The 18,142-nt window shown below is 61.0% G+C and carries 15 protein-coding genes; 1 reads left to right on the forward strand and 14 read right to left on the reverse strand.

Going from position 1 to position 18,142, the window contains the following annotated elements; genetic code table 11:
* The first annotated feature begins 4 nt into the window (after positions 1–4).
* Positions 5–334 (forward strand): DUF6388 family protein, encoded by a 330-nt coding sequence (locus tag LIY45_RS18410; RefSeq protein WP_017479846.1) that lies wholly within the window; start codon positions 5–7, stop codon positions 332–334.
* Here the strand turns inward: LIY45_RS18410 and LIY45_RS18415 are convergent.
* The 14 genes from LIY45_RS18415 to tssC are packed head-to-tail and all read right to left on the reverse strand — an operon-like array spanning position 331 to position 18,122.
* A complete protein-coding gene (locus LIY45_RS18415) occupies positions 331–1,209 on the reverse strand; it encodes a serine/threonine-protein kinase (RefSeq protein ID WP_226477152.1) in 879 nt (292 codons plus the stop codon). The two genes, LIY45_RS18410 and LIY45_RS18415, sit on opposite strands and share 4 nt — an antisense overlap.
* Positions 1,206–1,934 (reverse strand): PP2C family serine/threonine-protein phosphatase, encoded by a 729-nt coding sequence (locus LIY45_RS18420; RefSeq protein WP_226477153.1) that lies wholly within the window; start codon positions 1,932–1,934, stop codon positions 1,206–1,208. The genes LIY45_RS18415 and LIY45_RS18420 overlap by 4 nt, the downstream gene beginning before the upstream one ends.
* A complete protein-coding gene (gene tssM / locus LIY45_RS18425; protein ID WP_226477154.1) occupies positions 1,931–5,320 on the reverse strand; it encodes a type VI secretion system membrane subunit TssM in 3,390 nt (1,129 codons plus the stop codon). The genes LIY45_RS18420 and tssM overlap by 4 nt, the downstream gene beginning before the upstream one ends.
* A 15-nt stretch (positions 5,321–5,335) precedes the next feature.
* On the reverse strand, positions 5,336–6,196 hold the full coding sequence (gene icmH, locus LIY45_RS18430; protein ID WP_226477155.1) for a type IVB secretion system protein IcmH/DotU: 861 nt from the start codon (positions 6,194–6,196) through the stop codon (positions 5,336–5,338).
* Positions 6,197–6,200: 4 nt separating this feature from the next.
* Positions 6,201–7,529 carry a type VI secretion system baseplate subunit TssK gene (gene tssK / locus LIY45_RS18435; RefSeq protein ID WP_226477156.1) on the reverse strand — a complete coding sequence of 443 codons (1,329 nt, stop codon included), beginning with the start codon at positions 7,527–7,529 and terminating at the stop codon, positions 6,201–6,203.
* Between the two features lies 1 nt (position 7,530).
* Positions 7,531–8,013: a type VI secretion system lipoprotein TssJ gene (gene tssJ / locus LIY45_RS18440; protein ID WP_226477157.1), complete on the reverse strand. Its 483-nt coding sequence runs from the start codon at positions 8,011–8,013 to the stop codon at positions 7,531–7,533.
* A gap of 5 nt (positions 8,014–8,018) precedes the next feature.
* Entirely contained in the window at positions 8,019–9,200 is a 1,182-nt protein-coding gene (tagH, locus tag LIY45_RS18445) for a type VI secretion system-associated FHA domain protein TagH (protein WP_226477158.1), read from the reverse strand.
* A 17-nt stretch (positions 9,201–9,217) separates the two neighbouring features.
* Positions 9,218–9,349, reverse strand: a complete 132-nt coding sequence (locus tag LIY45_RS18450) for a hypothetical protein (RefSeq protein WP_063029260.1) — start codon at positions 9,347–9,349, stop codon at positions 9,218–9,220.
* A gap of 33 nt (positions 9,350–9,382) precedes the next feature.
* Positions 9,383–10,915, reverse strand: coding sequence for a sigma 54-interacting transcriptional regulator (locus LIY45_RS18455; RefSeq protein ID WP_226477159.1), 1,533 nt, complete (start codon positions 10,913–10,915; stop codon positions 9,383–9,385).
* Entirely contained in the window at positions 10,915–13,479 is a 2,565-nt protein-coding gene (tssH, locus tag LIY45_RS18460; RefSeq protein WP_226477184.1) for a type VI secretion system ATPase TssH, read from the reverse strand. The genes LIY45_RS18455 and tssH overlap by 1 nt, the downstream gene beginning before the upstream one ends.
* A 12-nt stretch (positions 13,480–13,491) precedes the next feature.
* On the reverse strand, positions 13,492–14,499 hold the full coding sequence (gene tssG / locus LIY45_RS18465) for a type VI secretion system baseplate subunit TssG (protein ID WP_226477160.1): 1,008 nt from the start codon (positions 14,497–14,499) through the stop codon (positions 13,492–13,494).
* Complete coding sequence (gene tssF, locus LIY45_RS18470) at positions 14,463–16,238, reverse strand: type VI secretion system baseplate subunit TssF (protein ID WP_226477161.1); 1,776 nt, start codon at positions 16,236–16,238, stop codon at positions 14,463–14,465. The genes tssG and tssF overlap by 37 nt, the downstream gene beginning before the upstream one ends.
* Complete coding sequence (gene tssE / locus LIY45_RS18475; protein ID WP_226477162.1) at positions 16,228–16,650, reverse strand: type VI secretion system baseplate subunit TssE; 423 nt, start codon at positions 16,648–16,650, stop codon at positions 16,228–16,230. Before tssE ends, tssF begins: the two co-directional genes overlap by 11 nt.
* Complete coding sequence (gene tssC / locus LIY45_RS18480) at positions 16,647–18,122, reverse strand: type VI secretion system contractile sheath large subunit (RefSeq protein WP_226477163.1); 1,476 nt, start codon at positions 18,120–18,122, stop codon at positions 16,647–16,649. Before tssC ends, tssE begins: the two co-directional genes overlap by 4 nt.
* Positions 18,123–18,142: the final 20 nt, after the last annotated feature.

Below are 18,142 nucleotides of genomic sequence, written 5' to 3' on the forward strand. Positions count from 1 at the left end.
ACCTTTGTCCCAACCCGGCGAAAACCACCAGCTAGCCCTGGACCGATTCTTGAGCGAACACCCGGCCCTGGCCGCAGAACTGAATACGTTGAACCCCTTGGCGGCCCAGGCCAAGGGGGAAACCATGGAGCAGTACCGCGCCGAACGCCTGCATGAAGCCTTCGAGGCAGAAGCCGAGCAACAGGGCCTGTTTGCCTGGGAGCTGACGCTGAAACTGACGGCGCATTCACCCGCGGAGTTCGAGGCCCAGCGCCTTGAAGTGCACAAGGAAGTGGCGCAGATGGCGGGCCTGAGTTGGGCGGAATATTGCCAGTTGCATGACTTGCCCGGTTAGAACCAGCGGCTCAAGCCCTGGCGGGTATCGCCGATCACCGCACGTAATTCATCCAGGGTGATTGTTCTGCGTTCAGGATCGATCGCCAACGCCGTGCGTAACGCTCGCCAGCAATGGCGAGGCAGTTGCCCGGGCCGGGCCGGTCGGTCACTGGAGTGGCGCCGGCCTTGTGCCAATTCGTAAAGCACACAGGCCACTGCATACAGATCGGCACTGGCCGACAGCGCTCCGCCGGCCAGCAACTCTGGCGCGGCGTACATCGGTGTCCAGGCATTGAAACGACTGCGACTCAACCCTGGGGACCCCGCCGGGGCCTGTCCGCACGCCTGCCCCAGACCGAAATCGAACAAACGCAACCCGCCCTCTCCCACCATGACATTGGAGGGTTTCACATCGCCGTGCAGCACACCCTGTTGATGGCTATGACACAACGCATCAAGCAATTGCACGGCGATGCCTTGCAACGCGCGCCAGGGTAAACCTTCAGGGCATTCCAGCAGCAGCCGGTCCAGGGTCATTCCCTGAAGCAGCTCCATAGTGAAGAAGGCGATGTGACCGGGGGCGTCCACTTCAAACGAAAATACACGCACCACCTGCTCATGGCGGAGGCTGCGGGTCAGGGCGAACTCGTTGTACAGCAGCACATGGGCGTCCGCACATTCACGAATGGCTTCACCCAGCACCTTGATCGCCACACTGGAACGCAACTCACCAAACTGTTCATACAGCAGGTCCCGGGCGCGATAAACCACGCCCATGCCGCCGGCACCCAGCACGCGCTCGATAAGGTATCGCCCGGCGAGTAATTCGGGGACGCCGTCACGCGGTGGGTTTGTCGTGGCCTTGGCAAAGGCAAAGTGGGTCACGTCGCTCATGACTGCACGACCACAGCGGTCAGGTTATCGCGGGCGGCACCGCGCAATACGCCTGCAAACAGTTGGTCCAGGACCCGCCGTGGGTCACCCAGGCTCAACGCCTGCCCCAGCTCGCCATGGCTGAGCGCCTGGTACAGGCCGTCACTGCACAGCAGAAAGACATCCCCTGCCAAGGTCCCGAGTTCCAAGACCTGCGGCCTCAACGGTTCCCGCGAGCCGATGGCGCGGGTCAGCGCCCGTGCATCGGGATGCGCCCTGGCCTGCTCCAGGCTCACCCGCTGGTCAATCAACTGCTCGAACAGCGAGTGATCTCGCGACAGCTGGTACAACGTCTGCGCTCGCCACAGATAACAGCGGCTGTCACCGGCCCAGATACACGCGGCGCGATCGCCCTGAAGCAGCAATGCCACGACCGTGCTCCCCATGGTGCGATCACCGCCATGGTCGGTGACTGTTCGCTCTTCGCCCAGCCGCCGATTGAGCCATTGCAGGCAACGGCGGGTCGCCTCGACCCGTTCGTCGAGGCTCCCCTGGCCTGGCAATAACGCCAGGCTATCGACCACCAGTTGGCTGGCAACATCCCCGGCCTGATGCCCGCCCATCCCGTCTGCCACGGCCCAGCAGCCCTGCCGAGGGCAGTCGAGAAAGGCATCCTCGTTGCGCGACCTGAGCTTGCCACGGTCCGTACGGCCAGCGCTGCGCCAGCGATCCGGGCCTCGGTTCACAGCTGCTCCGGCAGGCGAAAGGTACGCCACTGCGTCATCTGAAACGGGTTGGGAGTACGCCGGCTGGTCAGCAGATAGTTGGCGCGCAAGCCTGCCAGGTCGGCCTTGAGGATCAATACATCCTGCCCGCTGGAGACTTCGCTTTGCATCAGGTCGAACAAGCGGAACAGCGACCACGCCCCGGCATTTTTCTCGAGGCCCAACGGCCGTTCGCTGCCCCGCTCCAGCACCAGGCTGCTGCGACCATTTTCAGCCTCGGTTGGCCATTGCATCGCCATGGGCACAATCGGTCCGTGCCGGTACTCCATCTGCTGGCCGCCCAGACGCAAGACCGCGCGACTTACCGAAGGGTCCAGACTGTAGGGCGCGACGGTGAAACGGACGTGCAAGCCACCCGGTTCATCCATAAAAAAACCGCGCCTGATCACCTGCGCCTTCGCTTGCTGGTCGAGCAGCGCCCGGGACATCGGCAAGCTGCGCCCATCCAGGCTGCGCAGCCTGTAGCGTCCCGCATCACCGCTGACAAACGGCCTGAGGTAGCTGTCAAAAAATCGCGCCATGATCCCCTCAGGCTTGAAGAACTCCTGAAAATCGTTGAGGGAAACATCGCTGCTGGCGTGGGCATTGAACGGATAACGTTGCTTGATCGCCTTGGCGTAAAAACCATATACCTCGCTCTGATAACGCTGGTTCACATGCCGATAGGCTTGGTCGAGCAGGCCGCGCCAATGCTCGTCGGCCAAGCTTTCGAACCAACCCGCCAGGGGCAGTGGCAAACGGGCGGCAACGTTACGCAGGTTACCCAGTGCATCCTGCTGCCCCTGGGTCCGCCGCTTGACCATCTCGAAGGCGACAGGCTCCGGCGAACCTTCGCGATTCAAGGTCGCCAATTGCAGGTGCAAGTCGTTGAGCGCCTGCAGCACCTGGGTCAACTCGGTGCCCGGGTTCTCGTGGCTGTCCAGCAACTGGTGCAAGGGCTCGAAGCGACGCTGCAGGGCACGCCGAGCGGTGTCGGGCATGGGATTGGCCAGCCCGACTGCGGTCTGCACCTGCGCTACCGCAGGGCCTGGCAGTTTGGCAGCCAGGTCATCCAGGTGTTCATTGGCCGACGGCAAGCGGGTGTTGTCACGAACCTGTTGTAACAGCTGCACCAGGGGAGACTGGGCTGACGTGAGGCTGGCGAGTTGCTCGGCGCCCTGCCTGGAACTGTCAATCTCGCGCAGGCGAATCCGTCCAATCGCCTCGCTCCACGCCTCGGCATACTCGCTGAAGTAGCGTTGCTCAAGTTCCATCATCAACCGCCGCAAGTCCATCGCACTCAAGTCGGCCCCCTCCCCCAGCACCCAGTTGTCCTGGACGATGGTGTTCACTAGACGCGCGCCCTGGGACTCGAAATACCGCAGGTACTTGCGTGTATAAAAACCCGGAATGGGCTGGTCGCCACCCTCAAACACCTGCCCGTGTGCAAGGCGCAACGGTTCAAGGCCGCGGGCTTGCTCACGCAGCACGCGGTGCACCACATCGACCAGTGATTCGCCCCGCAACACGTGGCGCGCATGGGCCACCAATTCGGTGTCGAGCGGGTGTACGAACGGCTGTTCAAGCAAGCGCGCGAAGTGTTCATTCAAACGACTCTGCACGGAGGGCTTCCCGGCAAAACGCACAGACCAGTGCCCCGCCACCCGCTCGCGCAGCCAGCCGACATCTCGACGCTCCCGCAGGTTGAGCATCAGGTACGCCCGGAGGCTGTCCAACAGCCGCTCGCGATCCTCCAGGCTACCGCGAACCTGCTCTTGCAACATCTCGCCGACCTGGGCCAGCAGCAGTTGACCCAAGGCGTGCTCATAGGCCTGTTCCAGCACAGGGCGGCTGATAGTGCCTTGATACAACCCAGCCCGTTCAACCAGTCTGGCTTCGCCTTGCACAGGGAAAACCCGTGTGGCCGCCAGGCGGCTGTCGAGCAGCGGCAGAAGCGCCAGGGTAGCGTCCGATCCGGGCTGTACGGACGCGGGCCGTCGCGCCAGCGCCTGAAGTTGCTCCAGGCGTTGATGATTGAACGAGTAGCTATGGGTCCAAAGCAGGCCCGCCGCCCCGACGACCACTAACGCGCTCAAGGCCAGCAAACCCTGGCGCCTGCGAATTCGACGCTGCTCCTCGCTATCGAGGCCCGCCAGATCGGCTTGCGCCAGAATCACCCGGTTGAACAAGCCCTGGATAAAGTGCGGACGACGTTCGAGTGGTTGCGGGCCGCCGTCCGCACTGGTCAAGTAGAAACCACGAAAGCCGTTGCTGTGCTGATAACGCGGACCGCAGAACGCAACGTCGATGTACAGGCTCAGACGCTCGCCAATCCGGGCCGCCTGATGGGGAAAGTCGAGCATCCGGCCGCGCAGGTCGCTGTTGCGCTCCTGATGGAGTCGCTGCACAAGCTCACCACTCAAGCGCTGTAGCAGCGCTTCAAACGCCTGGCGTACCTGGCCAGTATCCATCCCGTCCCTGCCCGGCGCGATAGATTCCCCCAGCACCGCGTCAGTGCCCTCTCCCAGCGTACAGTCGAAGAACTCCCCAAATCCCTGCAGCCGGTCGGCCTGAGTCACCACCAGGTAGATCGGCACATCCACATGCAACGTCTGCCGGATCTCCAGCAGCCGACTCTGGACTGCCCGCGCATCATTCTCCAGATCACGTTCACTGCCATGAAGCAACGTATCCATCGACAGCGCCACCACCACACCATTGAGCGGGCCGGTTCGGCGCCGCGCCTTGAGCAGGCCCAGCAGTGTCGACCAACCCGCGCCATCCACCTGGCTGTCCGGCTGGCTGATGTAGCGGCCAGCCGTGTCGAGCAACACCCCGGCTTCGGCAAAATGCCATTCACAGTCTCGTGTGCCACCGCCGTCCGTCGTCACCCTCGGCTCACCCCGATCCTGGAGCAACTGCAACCCACTGGCCTCCAACATCCGGGACTTGCCACTGCCTTCCTTGCCGATCAGCAAATACCACGGCAATGCATCGCGCCCGCGCGGGCTGAGCTCACCATAAAACCTGGAGTTTTTCAGGGTGTGCAGAGCATCCTTGAAGCGACCACGCAGGTGCTTCTGCTCGTTTTCCACCCGGTGTTTGTGCGGGAACGGCTCGACATTATCGACGGCTCGTTGCCGGGCCATGCTGCGCCCATTGGCATACACCATCGCCAGCCCCCACATCAAAAACAGCCCGCTGATCGTCAACCAGCGCGCCGCCGTCGCTTGCCAGAATCGATAATCATCGACAGCCAGCAATGGTCCGAAGAACCACACGACCATCGCGATCGCGAACACCAGCAACAGGCTCCAGACCCAAATTCTGCCCAGCACGGCGCCCGCGCTCCTGAAGAATGCGTTCATGTGTTGCTCCCTGCGTTAGTGCGGCGCGCGGGTAATATCCGGCGCCACAGGTTGATACGCTTGCAGCACGGTCTCGCGCTGCTGCCCCAGTACCCAGGTAAACCCCGCGTGCAGGGTCAACAGGCTGGAAACGACAAACACCGCAACCCAGGTGGCCGGCACGACCCTCAGCCGTTTCTGGCGTTGCTGCTCCGGCTTGGGCGGCGGTGCGCAGGCCGGAGGGGAATCGCCCCGCACATGCCGGATCTGCCGATACAGCGCGTCCCGAACCTGCTCAAGCTGCAACAACCCACGCTCCATGACCCGGTACTTGCCTTCGAACCCGAGTGACAGGCACAGGTACATCAGTTCCAGCATCGCCAGGTGCTTGATGGGATCCCTCGACATACGCTCAAGCAGTTGGAAAAATTTCTCGCCGCCGAAGGTCTCGTTGTGAAAGCTGCTCAGCAGGCTCATCTTCGACCAATCGCTCTGGCTGCCCCATGAGGTGGTGACCACGGCTTCGTCGATCACGCTGCACAGTACGTACCGCGCCGCCATCACCTCACTGCTCTGCGCGCCGTCATGCCGGGCTCGCGTCTCGAACAACCTGACTGCGGATGACAGCCGTTCGTTGAGCGCGCGCAGGCTTTCCTGAGCGGTGCTGCGCTTGAGCCGGACCACCTCGGACAACAGTGCCGACGCAGACGCAACCAAACGGTTCAGGCCAACGTTGAAGTACTCCACGCCCTGCAAGCGGGCGGCGTAAATCATCCGGTCTTCCAGTTGTTCGAAGCGCGGCGGCGATGCGAAGTCGGTTATCGGACCCTGCGCCGGCCCGCGCCCCTGTCGATCGAGCAGGATGGTTTTTTCATCCTGAGGATATTCCCTGTCCATGGTCTCAGTTCCTGATAGCCCAGAATTTCAGTTCCAGTTCGGCAAAGTCGCCGCTGACGTGTAAGGCAAAACCTCCCGACTGCTTCAACTGCTCGATGTCCCGGGCACCGAGTTCGAGCATGAAATAGGTTTTTGCGGCATGAAACGGTATCTGCCGGGGAGCCACCGGCAGCGGCTTGACCTTGATGCCCGCCAAATGCAGGTTGACCAATTCGCGAATCCGCTCCACAGGCCCGACCTTGAGGTGCGCCGGAAGCCGGTGGCGCAGCTCCTCGGCGTCACAATGGGCACTGGCGGCCAGAACGAAGGTCGCCGAACCCAACAGGTTGAGATCGCTTACAGGGCACACCAACACCCCGTACTGGCGGGGCTGCAGCACCAGCTCAATGGCATGCTGCTCAAGCACCATCGACAGCAGGCCGCGAATCGGCTCCATCAAGCCGCGAAAGCTGGCGCCCTGGTCGCTGTGCCGGTAATGCCCGTCGAAGTGCGCACGCTTGCTGTCGCTGGCAAACGTCGCGAGTTCACCCAGGATCGACAGCAATTTTCGATACAGCGCTTCAGGGCTGACCTGGCTCAGGCCCAGGTAGTGACGCAAGACCAGTTCGGTGCGATTGATCAATTGCAGCATCAGGAAGTCACCGACCTCCGCGCCGGCGGCGGTGCCGTTGGCGCGAATCCGTTCGGCGATGGCATCCCCCCGGTACGCGAGCAGGCTGATCACCTCCTTGAGGCAAGACAGCAGGTAACTCGAGCCATGCAGGTGAATGAAGGTCGGGATAAAATCGGCGTCCAGGCTGACACCCTCTTCGGTGCAGTTGAGCACCTGGGCAACCTTGAGCTTCACGTAATGCTGGTCGCTGTGCTGCTCTCCCAGCAGCAGACGAAAATCCAGCTGCCCGCACTGTATCTGACGAAGGGAATCCTCCCCGGCATTCGAGTCGCTGACGTCTACCGCAAGGGTCTTGTAGCGTGCCACTACCTCGACCTGCTCGGGGCGACGGGCTTCAACGCAGTGACTCGTGACCAACGGCAGGGCCAGGTATATCGCCTGTTTCCCGGTATTGACCGGAACCTCCAGCACAAGCGATTCCAGGCCCCCACCCAGTTCGAACAGGCTGCCGTCCGGCAAGATCCCACTGGCCTGATTCACCACGACCTTGCCCATGTTCAAGTACTGCAGATCGATTTCCAGGGCCAGGAAGCCCCAGCCGTGGGCGCACAACAACTGGGTGCGGCGTTTGAGTTGCTGATCGTGGTAACGATCGTTTTGCTGAAAATGCTGAGGGCGCAGCAACATGCCTTCCTGCCAGATGACTTTTTGGCTGTGCATGTCAGTCCCCCGCCCTGGCTGGTTGCGGGTTCAGCAGACGAATACCGGCCTGATCAAGGACCAGTTCGGCACGCGTCACTCGTTGCGGGGTCACCGGTAACACATAGCGCCATTGCGAGTGGGGCAAGTCACGGTAAGCGGCCAGCACGCCGACATAGCGACTGCCTGGTTCGAGACTGAGTTTGAGTGTGGCGTGATCGCCAGGGCGCAGTTCCAGCTCTTCGAGGTTCACCAGGTCTTTGGGCAAGGCCTGCTCTGCATGGCCGTAAAGGCTGAAAAAGTCTGCATTCTCAAAAGCCACGGGGTGTCGCAGTTCCATCAGGTGCACCACGATCGGCGATGGGCGACCATGGAGATCGGGGTTGACCTGCTCGCTGGCCGTCAGTGTCAGGTCCACCTTGGTCAGCTTCGAAAAGGGCGACAGGGCACAACCACCCAGCAAACCCATCACAGCACACAACAATGCAACGACGACTCGGGACATGAAGATCATCCTGGATAACGGTGAAGGGTTGAGATCAGACGAATCTGCTCTTCATAGGCCTTGGTGAAGTCGCTGCCCAGCAGGCCTTCGCTCAAGTGCTCGTCCTCGATCAGCGCCTGGTAGTGCCGCTGATACGCACGCCAGTAGGTGCCACACCGAGGAATCAACGGGGGCTTCGGTTGGCGCTCGAAACACAGGAGCAAATGACTGGGTGCGAAGGCCGCCAGAGCCCCGCGTAGTGCCGCACGACAGGCCACCAGCAGAGCCACCTGGTGGGCCTGCATGTCGCGGTAGGCTCGTGTGACGAACATCTCGGCAGGCACCTGCCCCAACTGCCCGGCCCCCAACAGCAATCCCAGGGCCGTGCTGGCGTCGGCGCTGTCTTTAAGCGGATCGGGGCTCTGGAGCGGTGTATGGGTAGGTGATAGTTTCAACTCGCGTTTAAGCTCATTGCGAGTACTCAGGCTCTGTTGCAATCCCTCTGTCATTTGCCTGAGCAACCCCGCCGCCTTTATCGCCAGCACTTCTCTTCCTGGCTCATCAAGGGTGTCCAGATCGACACCCAGGGCCTGCGCAAACGCAGACCAAAATGGCGCTGAGCCTTGACTTGGAAGTGGCGATGGAAGGCTCGGGCCAACCCTGCGGGCAGGCTCCACAAGTTCGGGAACCGTCAGATGATCCCGGTCTGCCGCTGCATGGTCCGTCCACCGCAATGCCTCGTGATTGGCCGTGGTCAGCGCGGCCAAGTCTTGCGACGCGTCCTGAAGCTGCCGTTCGCTGGCCAGTGCCTGCACCGGATCCAGCTGAAGAAATGCATCATCGGGAATCAGCATGGGTAATCCTTCAGGGTCCGGCACCGTCGGCGAGCTGACCAACCGTGCACGAATACTCAGCGGCCCCAACTGAAATATCACGCCGTCATCTACCGGATACTCCTGCCCCTCCCGCAGACGCTCGTCGCTGCCTGCCAGGCGGGTTCCATTACTGCTGATGTCCATCAGGAAGTAACGACCGTCGCGATAGCTGATCACCGCGTGACGACTGGAAACCTGGCGACTGGGGTCAGGGAGTGTCCAGTCACAACTGGCCCCACGACCTATGACGCCGCCAACACCGTTAAAGGTTTTGCGCAGGTCCGGCGCTGCCCCTTCTTGCCCTGCAGGGCATACCTCAAACACTAGTTGCATGTGGGACTCCCCCGCGCTCACTGGCCGCGACCGATGGACCGCGGATCACCCAGCGGGCGGTAGTCGCCGTCGTCAAAGACATGGTTGGTGTTACAGCCACTCAGCAAAAACAACACAAGCACCAGGGCTTGCCACTGACTAACAGGCATCAGATATCTCCCGGAATTTGAGGGGCGCGCCATTCAGCACTCCCCCTTGACGTCGCCAAAGGGAATGTCCAGACGTGCAAGACGGTATTGCAGCGTGCGCCGCGCGAGCCCCAGCTCACGGGCCGTGCGCGTTCGATTGCCACGGTTTTTGCGCAGGCAGTCGATCAGCACAACCCGTTCGACCCGCTCCATGCGCTGGCGCAGTGTCGCGTCAACAGCCGGTGCAGTCAGGCTTGACGACAGCGACAAGTGCGGGGGCAGGATGACTTCGTCGTCACACAGCAGCACCGCCCGCTCCACCATGCATTTAAGCTCGCGCACATTGCCGGGGAAGCTGTGGCTGGACAGTTGATCCAGCGCCGCACTCGACCAGCCCACCGGCGCTCGCCCCAGCATGGCGCAGGCCTTGTCAGCGAAATGCCGGGCCAGCTGCAGCACGTCGCCCTCGCGCTGGCGTAGCGCCGGCAAATCGATAGGAAACTGCGCCAACCGATAATAAAGATCCTCGCGAAAGCTCCCTTCAGCCACCATGCGGGTGAGGTCCCGATGGGTCGCCGCGAGGATTCGTACGTCGACCTTGTGGGCCGTATTGGCACCCAATGGCCGAATCTCGCCTTCCTGCAGTACCCTTAACAACTTGGCCTGCAGTGACAGCGGCATGTCACCGATTTCGTCGAGCAGCAGCGTGCCGCCGTGGGCGGTGTCAAACAGGCCGGCGTAGTCTCTTTCGGCCCCGGTGAACGCGCCTTTGCGGTAACCGAACAATTCACTTTCGAGCAAGCCTTCGGGAAACGCAGCGCAGTTTTGCACCACAAATGCCTTGTTGCTGCGCGGCCCGGCAGCATGAATGGCCCGGGCGACCACTTCTTTACCCGTGCCGGTCTCCCCCCGGAGCAATACGGTGTAGGGGCTATTTAAAACCTTGCCGATCAGACGGCACGTCTCATCCATTGCCGCGCTGTTTCCTATCAAGCCATAGGCACTGGTGCCGGGCGTGCTGCGAACCACTTTCAACGCACTTGGAGCCCGACGCATTCGACGCAACATGGCCAACTGATTCAAGGCAAAACGGCCCAATTGGCCCAGCGAAGTGCCGTAGCCAGCCAGTTCCGTCCTGCGTTGGCTGGCACACAACAGCATTCCGGACACCTGCTGGTGCTGCCCAAGCAGTGGCACGCACAGCAGCGATTGCCAGGGCGATGCGGCCGCCGGCAGAAACCCCGTGTCATACAGGCTGCCACGCAGCTCGGTGAGGTGGAGGACACGGTTGTGTTCCATAACGTATTGCAACAGTTGCTCGCTCTTGAAGTCCGCTCCCGAGATCTCAAGGTCACCGGCCGGCAACACACCCGGCAAGTGCTGGGCAACCCGATCGAGGCGGCCACTGGCCTGATCGAGCAGGTATAACTGGCTCAGCTCGCACCCACTCAACGACGCGGCGCCTATGGCAAGGTTTTCGGCCAATGTCGATTCGTTGCTATCAAGACCTAATCGGCTGAACCACCCCAGCAAGGCAGCGGCGTAATCCAGCGGGTTCGGTAACGGGGTAAACAGGTTGTCCGCCATCAGCTGAACTCACAAAGGACAGTGCCGTTGGGATCAAGCCTGGCATGAGCGAACTGCAGCGATTTGCCAACGGCCATCGTATTCAGCAGCCGATCCACCACCTGCGGTAACAGGTTTGCCTCGATCCATTGATCGACAAACCTCGCACCACTCTCGCCGTGGCTACAGCACTCGGCCATGTGGACGACCAGTTCCTCTGTGTGACTGAACGTCAGCTTGCGCTGAAGCAGGCGAGTAGCCAGGCGCTGAAGTTTGGTTTCAATCAGTTGGTGCAGCACCACGCCCGCCATCGGGTAATACGGGACCACTCGCATACGGGCCAGCAATGCCGGCTTGAAATGAGCAGTCAGCACCGGCCCAATAGCGGCGTGCAGGGTCTCGACATCGGGTCGCTGTGCGTCGGCGCAGAGCTCAGTGATACGTTGACCGCCCAGATTGGAAGTCATCAGGATCAGGGTGTTGCGAAAATCGATTTCGCGCCCTTCGCCGTCATTGGCTACGCCTTTGTCGAACACTTGGTAAAACAGATTCAAAACATCCGGGTCGGCCTTCTCGACCTCGTCGAGCAGCACCACCGAGTAGGGCTTTTGCCGCACGGCCTCCGTCAGCACGCCGCCCTCTCCATAGCCCACATAACCCGGCGGTGCTCCGATCAATCGGGACAGGGAGTGCTTCTCCTGGTACTCAGACATATTGATCGTGGTGACAAACCGCTCACCGCCGTACAACAAGTCGGCCAGGGCGTGGGCCGTTTCTGTCTTGCCTACACCGCTGGGACCCACCAACAGGAATACACCCACGGGAGCATCAGGCCTGTTCACACCGGCGGCGACAGCGCGCAGGCAGCGATCCAGGACCTGCACGGCGCACTCCTGGCCGAGGATGCGAGCGCGTAAGTCCTCAGCAAAACTCAGGACCTTCGCACTGTGTTCACGGGCCAATTGCTCCAGTGGAATGCCGGTCCAGGTGCTGATCACCTGTGCCACCAGCCGTGGGCACACTTCAAAACTGACCAGCCGCTGTGGGTCCTGTATGGCCTGCAACGCTTGGTGGGCTTCAGCCAAAAGCCGTTCGATGGCTTCAATGTTTTCGCCGCTGTTACGGGCGTCGACCAGTTGCAGGCGCAGCGAGAGCACCTTCTCGGCCAGGTCGCATTGGCAGGTCCAGCGTTGTTCAAGCTGTGACTGTGCGACCTCGACCTCTTCCAGTCTCTGTGTGAGCTGCTGCAACGCCGGTTCATCGATGGCCAACCCCGCGTCGGCGTCCCGGCGCACGGCGAGTTGCTGACGCCTGCCCTCGGCCAGCTCGGCGCGCAGCCTCTGCAGTTCGTCCGGTGCCGTCACCAGGCTGATGCGCACCCGGGCACAAGCGGTGTCCAACACGTCCACGGCCTTGTCAGGCAACTGGCGTCCGGCCAGATAACGAGCACTCAACTGCGCGGCGGCAACCACGGCATCATCGCGCACGTAGACCCCGTGACTGGCCTCATACACCGGCGCCAACCCACGCAAAATGGTCACCGCCTCTTCTACCGTCGGCTCGCGCACCAGCACCGGCTGGAAACGCCGGGCCAACGCAGGATCTTTCTCGAAGTATTTCTTGTACTCCGACCAGGTCGTGGCAGCGATGGTCCGCAGTTCACCACGCGCCAACGCCGGCTTGAGCAGGTTGGCCGCATCGGAGCTGCCAGCCTGGCCGCCTGCGCCTACCAAGGTGTGGGCCTCGTCGATAAACAGAATGACCGGTTGCAGCGAGACGTTGACCTCGTCGATCAGGCCCTTCAGGCGCCGTTCAAACTCACCCTTGATGCTGGCACCGGCTTGCAGCAAGCCCATGTCCAAGACCAGCAGACGCACGTCCCTGAGTACCTCTGGCACTTGCTCACTTACGATTCGCAGGGCCAGGCCCTCGACTATTGCGGTTTTTCCGACACCCGCCTCGCCCACCAGAATGGGGTTGTTCTTGCGCCGCCGCGCAAGGGTATCGATCATTTGCCGGATTTCGTCATCGCGACAGAGTACGGGGTCGAGTTTTCCGTCACGAGCCTGGCGAGTCAGGTCATGGGTAAAGCGCTCCAGTAATGAACGCCCCCCTTCAGATGGAGGCGTCCGAGGGTCTTCGCTCAAGAGAAACCCGAGCACGCGCTGTGCATCAAGCTTGCTCAACACCGCCTGATAACGGCTGCCCGCGTGCTGCAACGGATTGCGCAACAAGGCGAGCAACAAGGCCCCCTGTTCCACTTCGCTTCGCCCCAGCTCCAGATGGGCAACCAGTAACGCTTGTTGCAACCATTGCACCAAGGCGGGTGAAAACACCGGATTACGGGAGGCGCTCTGGTCGGTCCGGGGTTGCAGCACCGCATGCAGTTCGCCGACATCCACACCCGCATCCTGCAGCGCACGCATCAGTACGCCGTCGGGATACTCCAGGAACGTCAACAGCAGGTCCTCCACCAAGACCTCGCTGCCGCCGCGCGTGACACACCGTTCGGCGCAGCGCTCCAAATCGCACCGCGTGGGCGCGGTCAATGCCCGGATAAGTTGTTGCAGGTCCACATTCATCATATTCATCAATCCCTAATGAGTTTTACTGGCCAAAGTGACCACGCCGTCGGCTCGCTCATGCCCCAGCCAACTGGTCCAGCCCAAACGGCAGACATTGCGCTCACCAATGTGCAATGGCCGAACCTCGCCCTCTGCCAACACCAATCGCACGTCGTACTCCAAGGGGTCCCGGACGGCGAAACGCACCAGTGCGCACAGCGGCTCATAAGCCGCTCCGGTGGGCAAAAAATCATGAAACCGCTCCCAGCCCAGTGCCAGCACATGGACCCTGAACATCCCGCTGCGGTCGAGCATTCGGTCCCCCAACACCAGGTCAGAACCCAGCGTGCTATAGCTGCGACCAAGGTCATTACGCTGCTCCTGGCCGATCACCACCGTGCGCTTGACCCATTGCTCGATAACCAGCCGGCTGTGCTTGAAGTAATAACGCAGCACGGTCTCGATCAGTGCGGCGGAGTGCGCACGCAGACTGAGCAGCCCCAGGTAGGGCAACAGACGTTTCCAGTTCAATTGAGCGGTGCTGCGAATCGCGTCGCCACCCAGGCCTACCAACGCGAACATCTGCTCGGAAAATGGGTCGCAGGCGCCCGTTTGAAAGCTCGCCTGATAACGGTATTTTCGCCAGATCGGCACCAGCAACCGGTGCAGGCGATGGTGAAAAAGATCCAGGAAATCACGCGTCGAATGACCCCCTGATACGTCGGCAAAAGCTTGCTCGCCATAGAACGCGGGCAGCGGTGATCCTGTACCAAACAGCCCCAGCACATTGAGACGAAGGCGTGCCCGCAACTGGCCGTGCTCGACAAAAAACTCCACCCGGTCAATGTCGTTGCCGGGAAACCCAAAGCCTGGATTGGCCTGGAACTCCAACTGGTCGTACAGCGCCTCCTCGTCAAGGGAGGGGTGCGCTTCACGCAAACGCTCGATGATCTGCGCGACCGCCTGAAACACCGAGTACTCGCGAATCACGCGGGACAGTGCGGTTAAAGCAGGGGCTGCTGGCCCATCCGGGGTGGCCATAGGTACACGTCTCCTTGTGTGCTGATGACTCGCAGTTCGTGGTACGAGTTGAGGCTGGCGTAAAGCGCGAAAAACTCATTGAGCACCGAAGCAAAGACAAACACGTCGCCCTCCCCCAGGTAGCCTTCTGGATCGATGGTGAGATCAACCCGCAAGCCGCGAAATGGCAGGCCTCGGTGCAATCGGTCCACCGGCTGGTGACTGATCGACTGGAGTGCACCGAGCCTTCTGCGGCTGACCTTCTCCACCTGGCGGTCGTGATAACGCGGCAGGTCGTAGGTTTCGAGGATCACTCTCAAGGCGTTGATATCGGTCAATGACAAATAGTTGAGCGACATATTGCTGATCAGTCGCCACAGGAAGTCGCTGTCCAGAGGGGGCGAAAAACTGGGCGTTGCGGCTGTGAGGTTGCGAAACGTCAGAAATTCGGGCGTCTGCTCGCAGGTCTGGTTGATATCTCCCACCTGTAACAGGCGCGGCAGGTTGTGGTTGGTACAGGTCAGCTCAACCGACAGGGTCTCCTGGTCATGCCCCTGGCGTTGGTCGAAACTCAGCCATGTGTCCATTCCGGTATGTTGCAGTGAAGGTCGCAGGCGAACGCCATAGCTGGGCGACCCGCTGCCAAAATCATGTTCAAACGACTCGAACGGTACGTACTCCTGATAACCCAGGCCTCCCGGCCGCCATCCTGTGACTTTGTCGACGGAAAAGATGCCGCAGTTACCCCGGGTGTATTCGCCAGGCAACAGCAGGTATTCGTCCTGCCTGCCGTCCAGACGTATTGGCACGCTATCGTGCTTGAACAGATTGACGATGGGCGTGCAATACAGCTTCACGTTGTCCAGGGTCGGCGTCAGTCGTTCAAGGCCGCGGCCACGCATGTTGAAGCGCAGCGCCAGGCCATGCACTTGCTTGAGCAGGTCAAGGGGCAAGCCTTTGAGCACCTCCAGACCACCTACATCGACAAACAGGTATTTGTCGGGAAAGGCGAAATACTCCTGCAAATGACGATAGCCACGGAAGGTATTCAACGGGTAAGGGATCAGTGCCTCCTCCTCCGAAAAACCGACTGGGCTGATCTCGTTACTGGACAGACGCAATGAGGTCGCCTCGCCATCAGCACCGATAAACGGCTGCCCGTCGCGTCCCAAAGGCACTAACTCGAACCCGTCCAAATGACGCAAAAGGCCAAGGTAAAGCGCCTGGCTGAGGAGCTGCTCCCCGGCTAGATGCAGACGCAAGCAGTCCAGTGCCAACTCGCTGAAGTTACCCTCGGCCGTCATTTCCAGACGCAGGCACAGCAAAGCGCCCTCGCCCTGCACCGAGTACTCCAGGGCCGCCAGTTGCAGCGGTAACACCTGCGTCGGGTAACAGGTACGAAAACGGCAGCGCTCACCGTTGATCGCAATACTTTCCACTGGCGTATCCCGCTCGACCCTGATGGCAGGCCCTGCTCGCTTGAGCGGGTCAAACTGCAGCATGCTGAACGCCGGCAGCGGCCGCATATAGTTGGGCCACAGCAACTGCATCAACGAGTGGCTCAACTCCGGCAACTGGTCATCAAGCTTCTGACGCAACCGACCCGTGAGGAATGCAAAACCCTCGAGCAACCGCTCCACATCCGGATCCTGGCCGGCCTCCCCAAGAAACGGTGCGATTGCCGGGTTGCGCTCGCTGAAGCGTCGCCCCAACTGTCGCAGCGCACTCAGCTCACCTTGGTAGTAGCGGTTAAACGACATCCGGTTTGACCTCAACCTGTGCGCCGTGGGTCAGGCTTGCGCGGAAAGCGACTATTTGCGTCAGGCCGTCGACCTCCATTGCACCTTCGATGGAAAAAGCCAGGGTCAACGGGTCACGGTCCTGGGGTATTGGCCTGACACATACATCCTTCAGACGGGGTTCATAGGCCTGGATGGAGCGCTCAATCAGGAAACGGGCCTGGCTCAACGCGTCATGCAGGCTGAGGCGCATGTCGTTCAGATCAGGCAGCCCGTAGTCCGGTAGCGTTTGTACGCTGCCGACACGGGTGCTGAGCATTTTCGCCAGGTGGCTTGCCACGGACGCCACGGCACAGCCCTGCGGGCTGCGCCCCTCGCCGGAATCCAGGCGCTCGAACAGGCTGCGGTTTTGGGTAATCACGTGGCGGCTCATTCTTTGTCGAGCTTGCCGACGAGAGACAATGTGAAGTCCGCCCCCATGTACTTGAAGTGCGGCCGAACGCTCAAATTGACGCGGTACCAACCGGGCTCCCCGTCGACGTCGCTGACCACAATACGTGCCGCGCGAAGCGGGCGACGTCCACGCACTTCGGCGCTGGGGTTATCCTGATCGGCTACGTACTGGCGAATCCACTTGTTGAGCTCCAGTTCCAGGTCGGTGCGCTCCTTCCAGGATCCCAGCTGTTCGCGCTGCAGTACCTTGAGGTAGTGAGCCAGTCGATTGACGATCATCATGTAAGGCAGTTGGGTGCCAAGCCGGTAGTTCAGCTCGGCGACCTTGCCCTCGGCGCTGATGCCAAAGAACTTGGGTTTCTGCACCGAGCTGGCGGAAAAGAACGCCGCGTTGTCGCTGCCCTTGCGCATGGTCAAGGCGATGAAGCCCTCTTGCGCCAGCTCGTATTCCCGCCGGTCGGATACCAGCACCTCGGTGGGAATCTTGGTTTCGATCTCGCCCATGCTGTGAAAGTGATGCAGCGGCAAGTCCTCCACCGCACCACCGCTTTGCGGGCCGATAATGTTCGGGCACCAGCGAAACCGGGCGAAGCTGTCGGTCAAGCGGGTGGCAAAGGCATACGCCGTGTTGCCCCACAGATAGTGCTCGTGGCTGTTGGCTACATTTTCCTGGTAGGCGAAGGTCTTGACCGGGGAATCAATGGGATCGTAAGGCGTACGCAGCAGAAAGCGCGGCACGGTGAGCCCGATGTAACGGGCATCTTCGCTCTGGCGAAAGCTCTGCCATTTGGCAAACTGCGGCCCTTCGAAGTGGTCTTTCAGGTCCTTGAGGTCAGGTAGGCCGGTAAAGCTCTCCAGGCCAAAGAAGCCTGGGCCAGCCGCCGCGATAAAGGGTGCATGGGCCATGCAGGCCACGCTGGAAACGTACTGCATCAACCTGACGTCGGGCGCACTGGGGGAAAGGAAATAATTGGCGATGATTGCCCCGACGGGCTGACCGCCGAACTGACCGTATTCGGCGCTGTAAATATGCTTGTAGAGGCCGGACTGGGTAACCTCCGGCGAGTCCTCGAAGTCATCCAGCAGGTCCTGGCGAGAGACGCTCAGCAGTTCGATCTTGATGTTTTCACGAAAGTCGGTGCGATCAACCAACAACTGCAGGCCGCGCCATGATGACTCCAATGACTGGAAATCGGGATGGTGGAGGATTTCATCCATTTGCTGGCTGAGTCTGGCGTCAATCTCGGCGATCATCCGGTCAACCAGGCGCTTCTTGACCGGCTCGCCCCTGTTCTGCGGTTTGATCAGTTCCTCGATAAATGCCGAGACCCCGCGCTTCGCGATGCCATAGGCCTCATCGTCGGCGCTGAGACGGGTCTGGGCAATGATGTTGTCGAGAATGCTGCATTCATCCATTGCGCGAGCATGCAACGGGCTTTGGCTGGTAGTCATAGTGTCAGTGTCCTTTTACT

Origin of the sequence: Pseudomonas sp. MWU16-30323 (assembly GCF_020515595.1) — a bacterium.
Classification (GTDB): domain Bacteria; phylum Pseudomonadota; class Gammaproteobacteria; order Pseudomonadales; family Pseudomonadaceae; genus Aquipseudomonas; species Aquipseudomonas yamanorum.

Bases quoted from the DNA above. Each gene is read 5' to 3' on its own strand.
- LIY45_RS18455 (WP_226477159.1), bottom strand. From the start codon at position 10,915: ATGGCGGACAACCTGTTTACCCCGTTACCGAACCCGCTGGATTACGCC.
- LIY45_RS18415 (WP_226477152.1), bottom strand. From the start codon at position 1,209: ATGAGCGACGTGACCCACTTTGCCTTTGCCAAGGCCACGACAAACCCA.
- tssH (WP_226477184.1), bottom strand. From the start codon at position 13,479: ATGATGAATGTGGACCTGCAACAACTTATCCGGGCATTGACCGCGCCC.
- tssM (WP_226477154.1), bottom strand. From the start codon at position 5,320: ATGAACGCATTCTTCAGGAGCGCGGGCGCCGTGCTGGGCAGAATTTGG.
- tssE (WP_226477162.1), bottom strand. From the start codon at position 16,650: ATGAGCCGCCACGTGATTACCCAAAACCGCAGCCTGTTCGAGCGCCTG.
- tssF (WP_226477161.1), bottom strand. From the start codon at position 16,238: ATGTCGTTTAACCGCTACTACCAAGGTGAGCTGAGTGCGCTGCGACAG.
- tssK (WP_226477156.1), bottom strand. From the start codon at position 7,529: ATGCACAGCCAAAAAGTCATCTGGCAGGAAGGCATGTTGCTGCGCCCT.
- tssC (WP_226477163.1), bottom strand. From the start codon at position 18,122: ATGACTACCAGCCAAAGCCCGTTGCATGCTCGCGCAATGGATGAATGC.
- icmH (WP_226477155.1), bottom strand. From the start codon at position 6,196: ATGGACAGGGAATATCCTCAGGATGAAAAAACCATCCTGCTCGATCGA.
- tssJ (WP_226477157.1), bottom strand. From the start codon at position 8,013: ATGTCCCGAGTCGTCGTTGCATTGTTGTGTGCTGTGATGGGTTTGCTG.
- LIY45_RS18450 (WP_063029260.1), bottom strand. From the start codon at position 9,349: ATGCCTGTTAGTCAGTGGCAAGCCCTGGTGCTTGTGTTGTTTTTGCTG.
- tssG (WP_226477160.1), bottom strand. From the start codon at position 14,499: ATGGCCACCCCGGATGGGCCAGCAGCCCCTGCTTTAACCGCACTGTCC.
- tagH (WP_226477158.1), bottom strand. From the start codon at position 9,200: ATGCAACTAGTGTTTGAGGTATGCCCTGCAGGGCAAGAAGGGGCAGCG.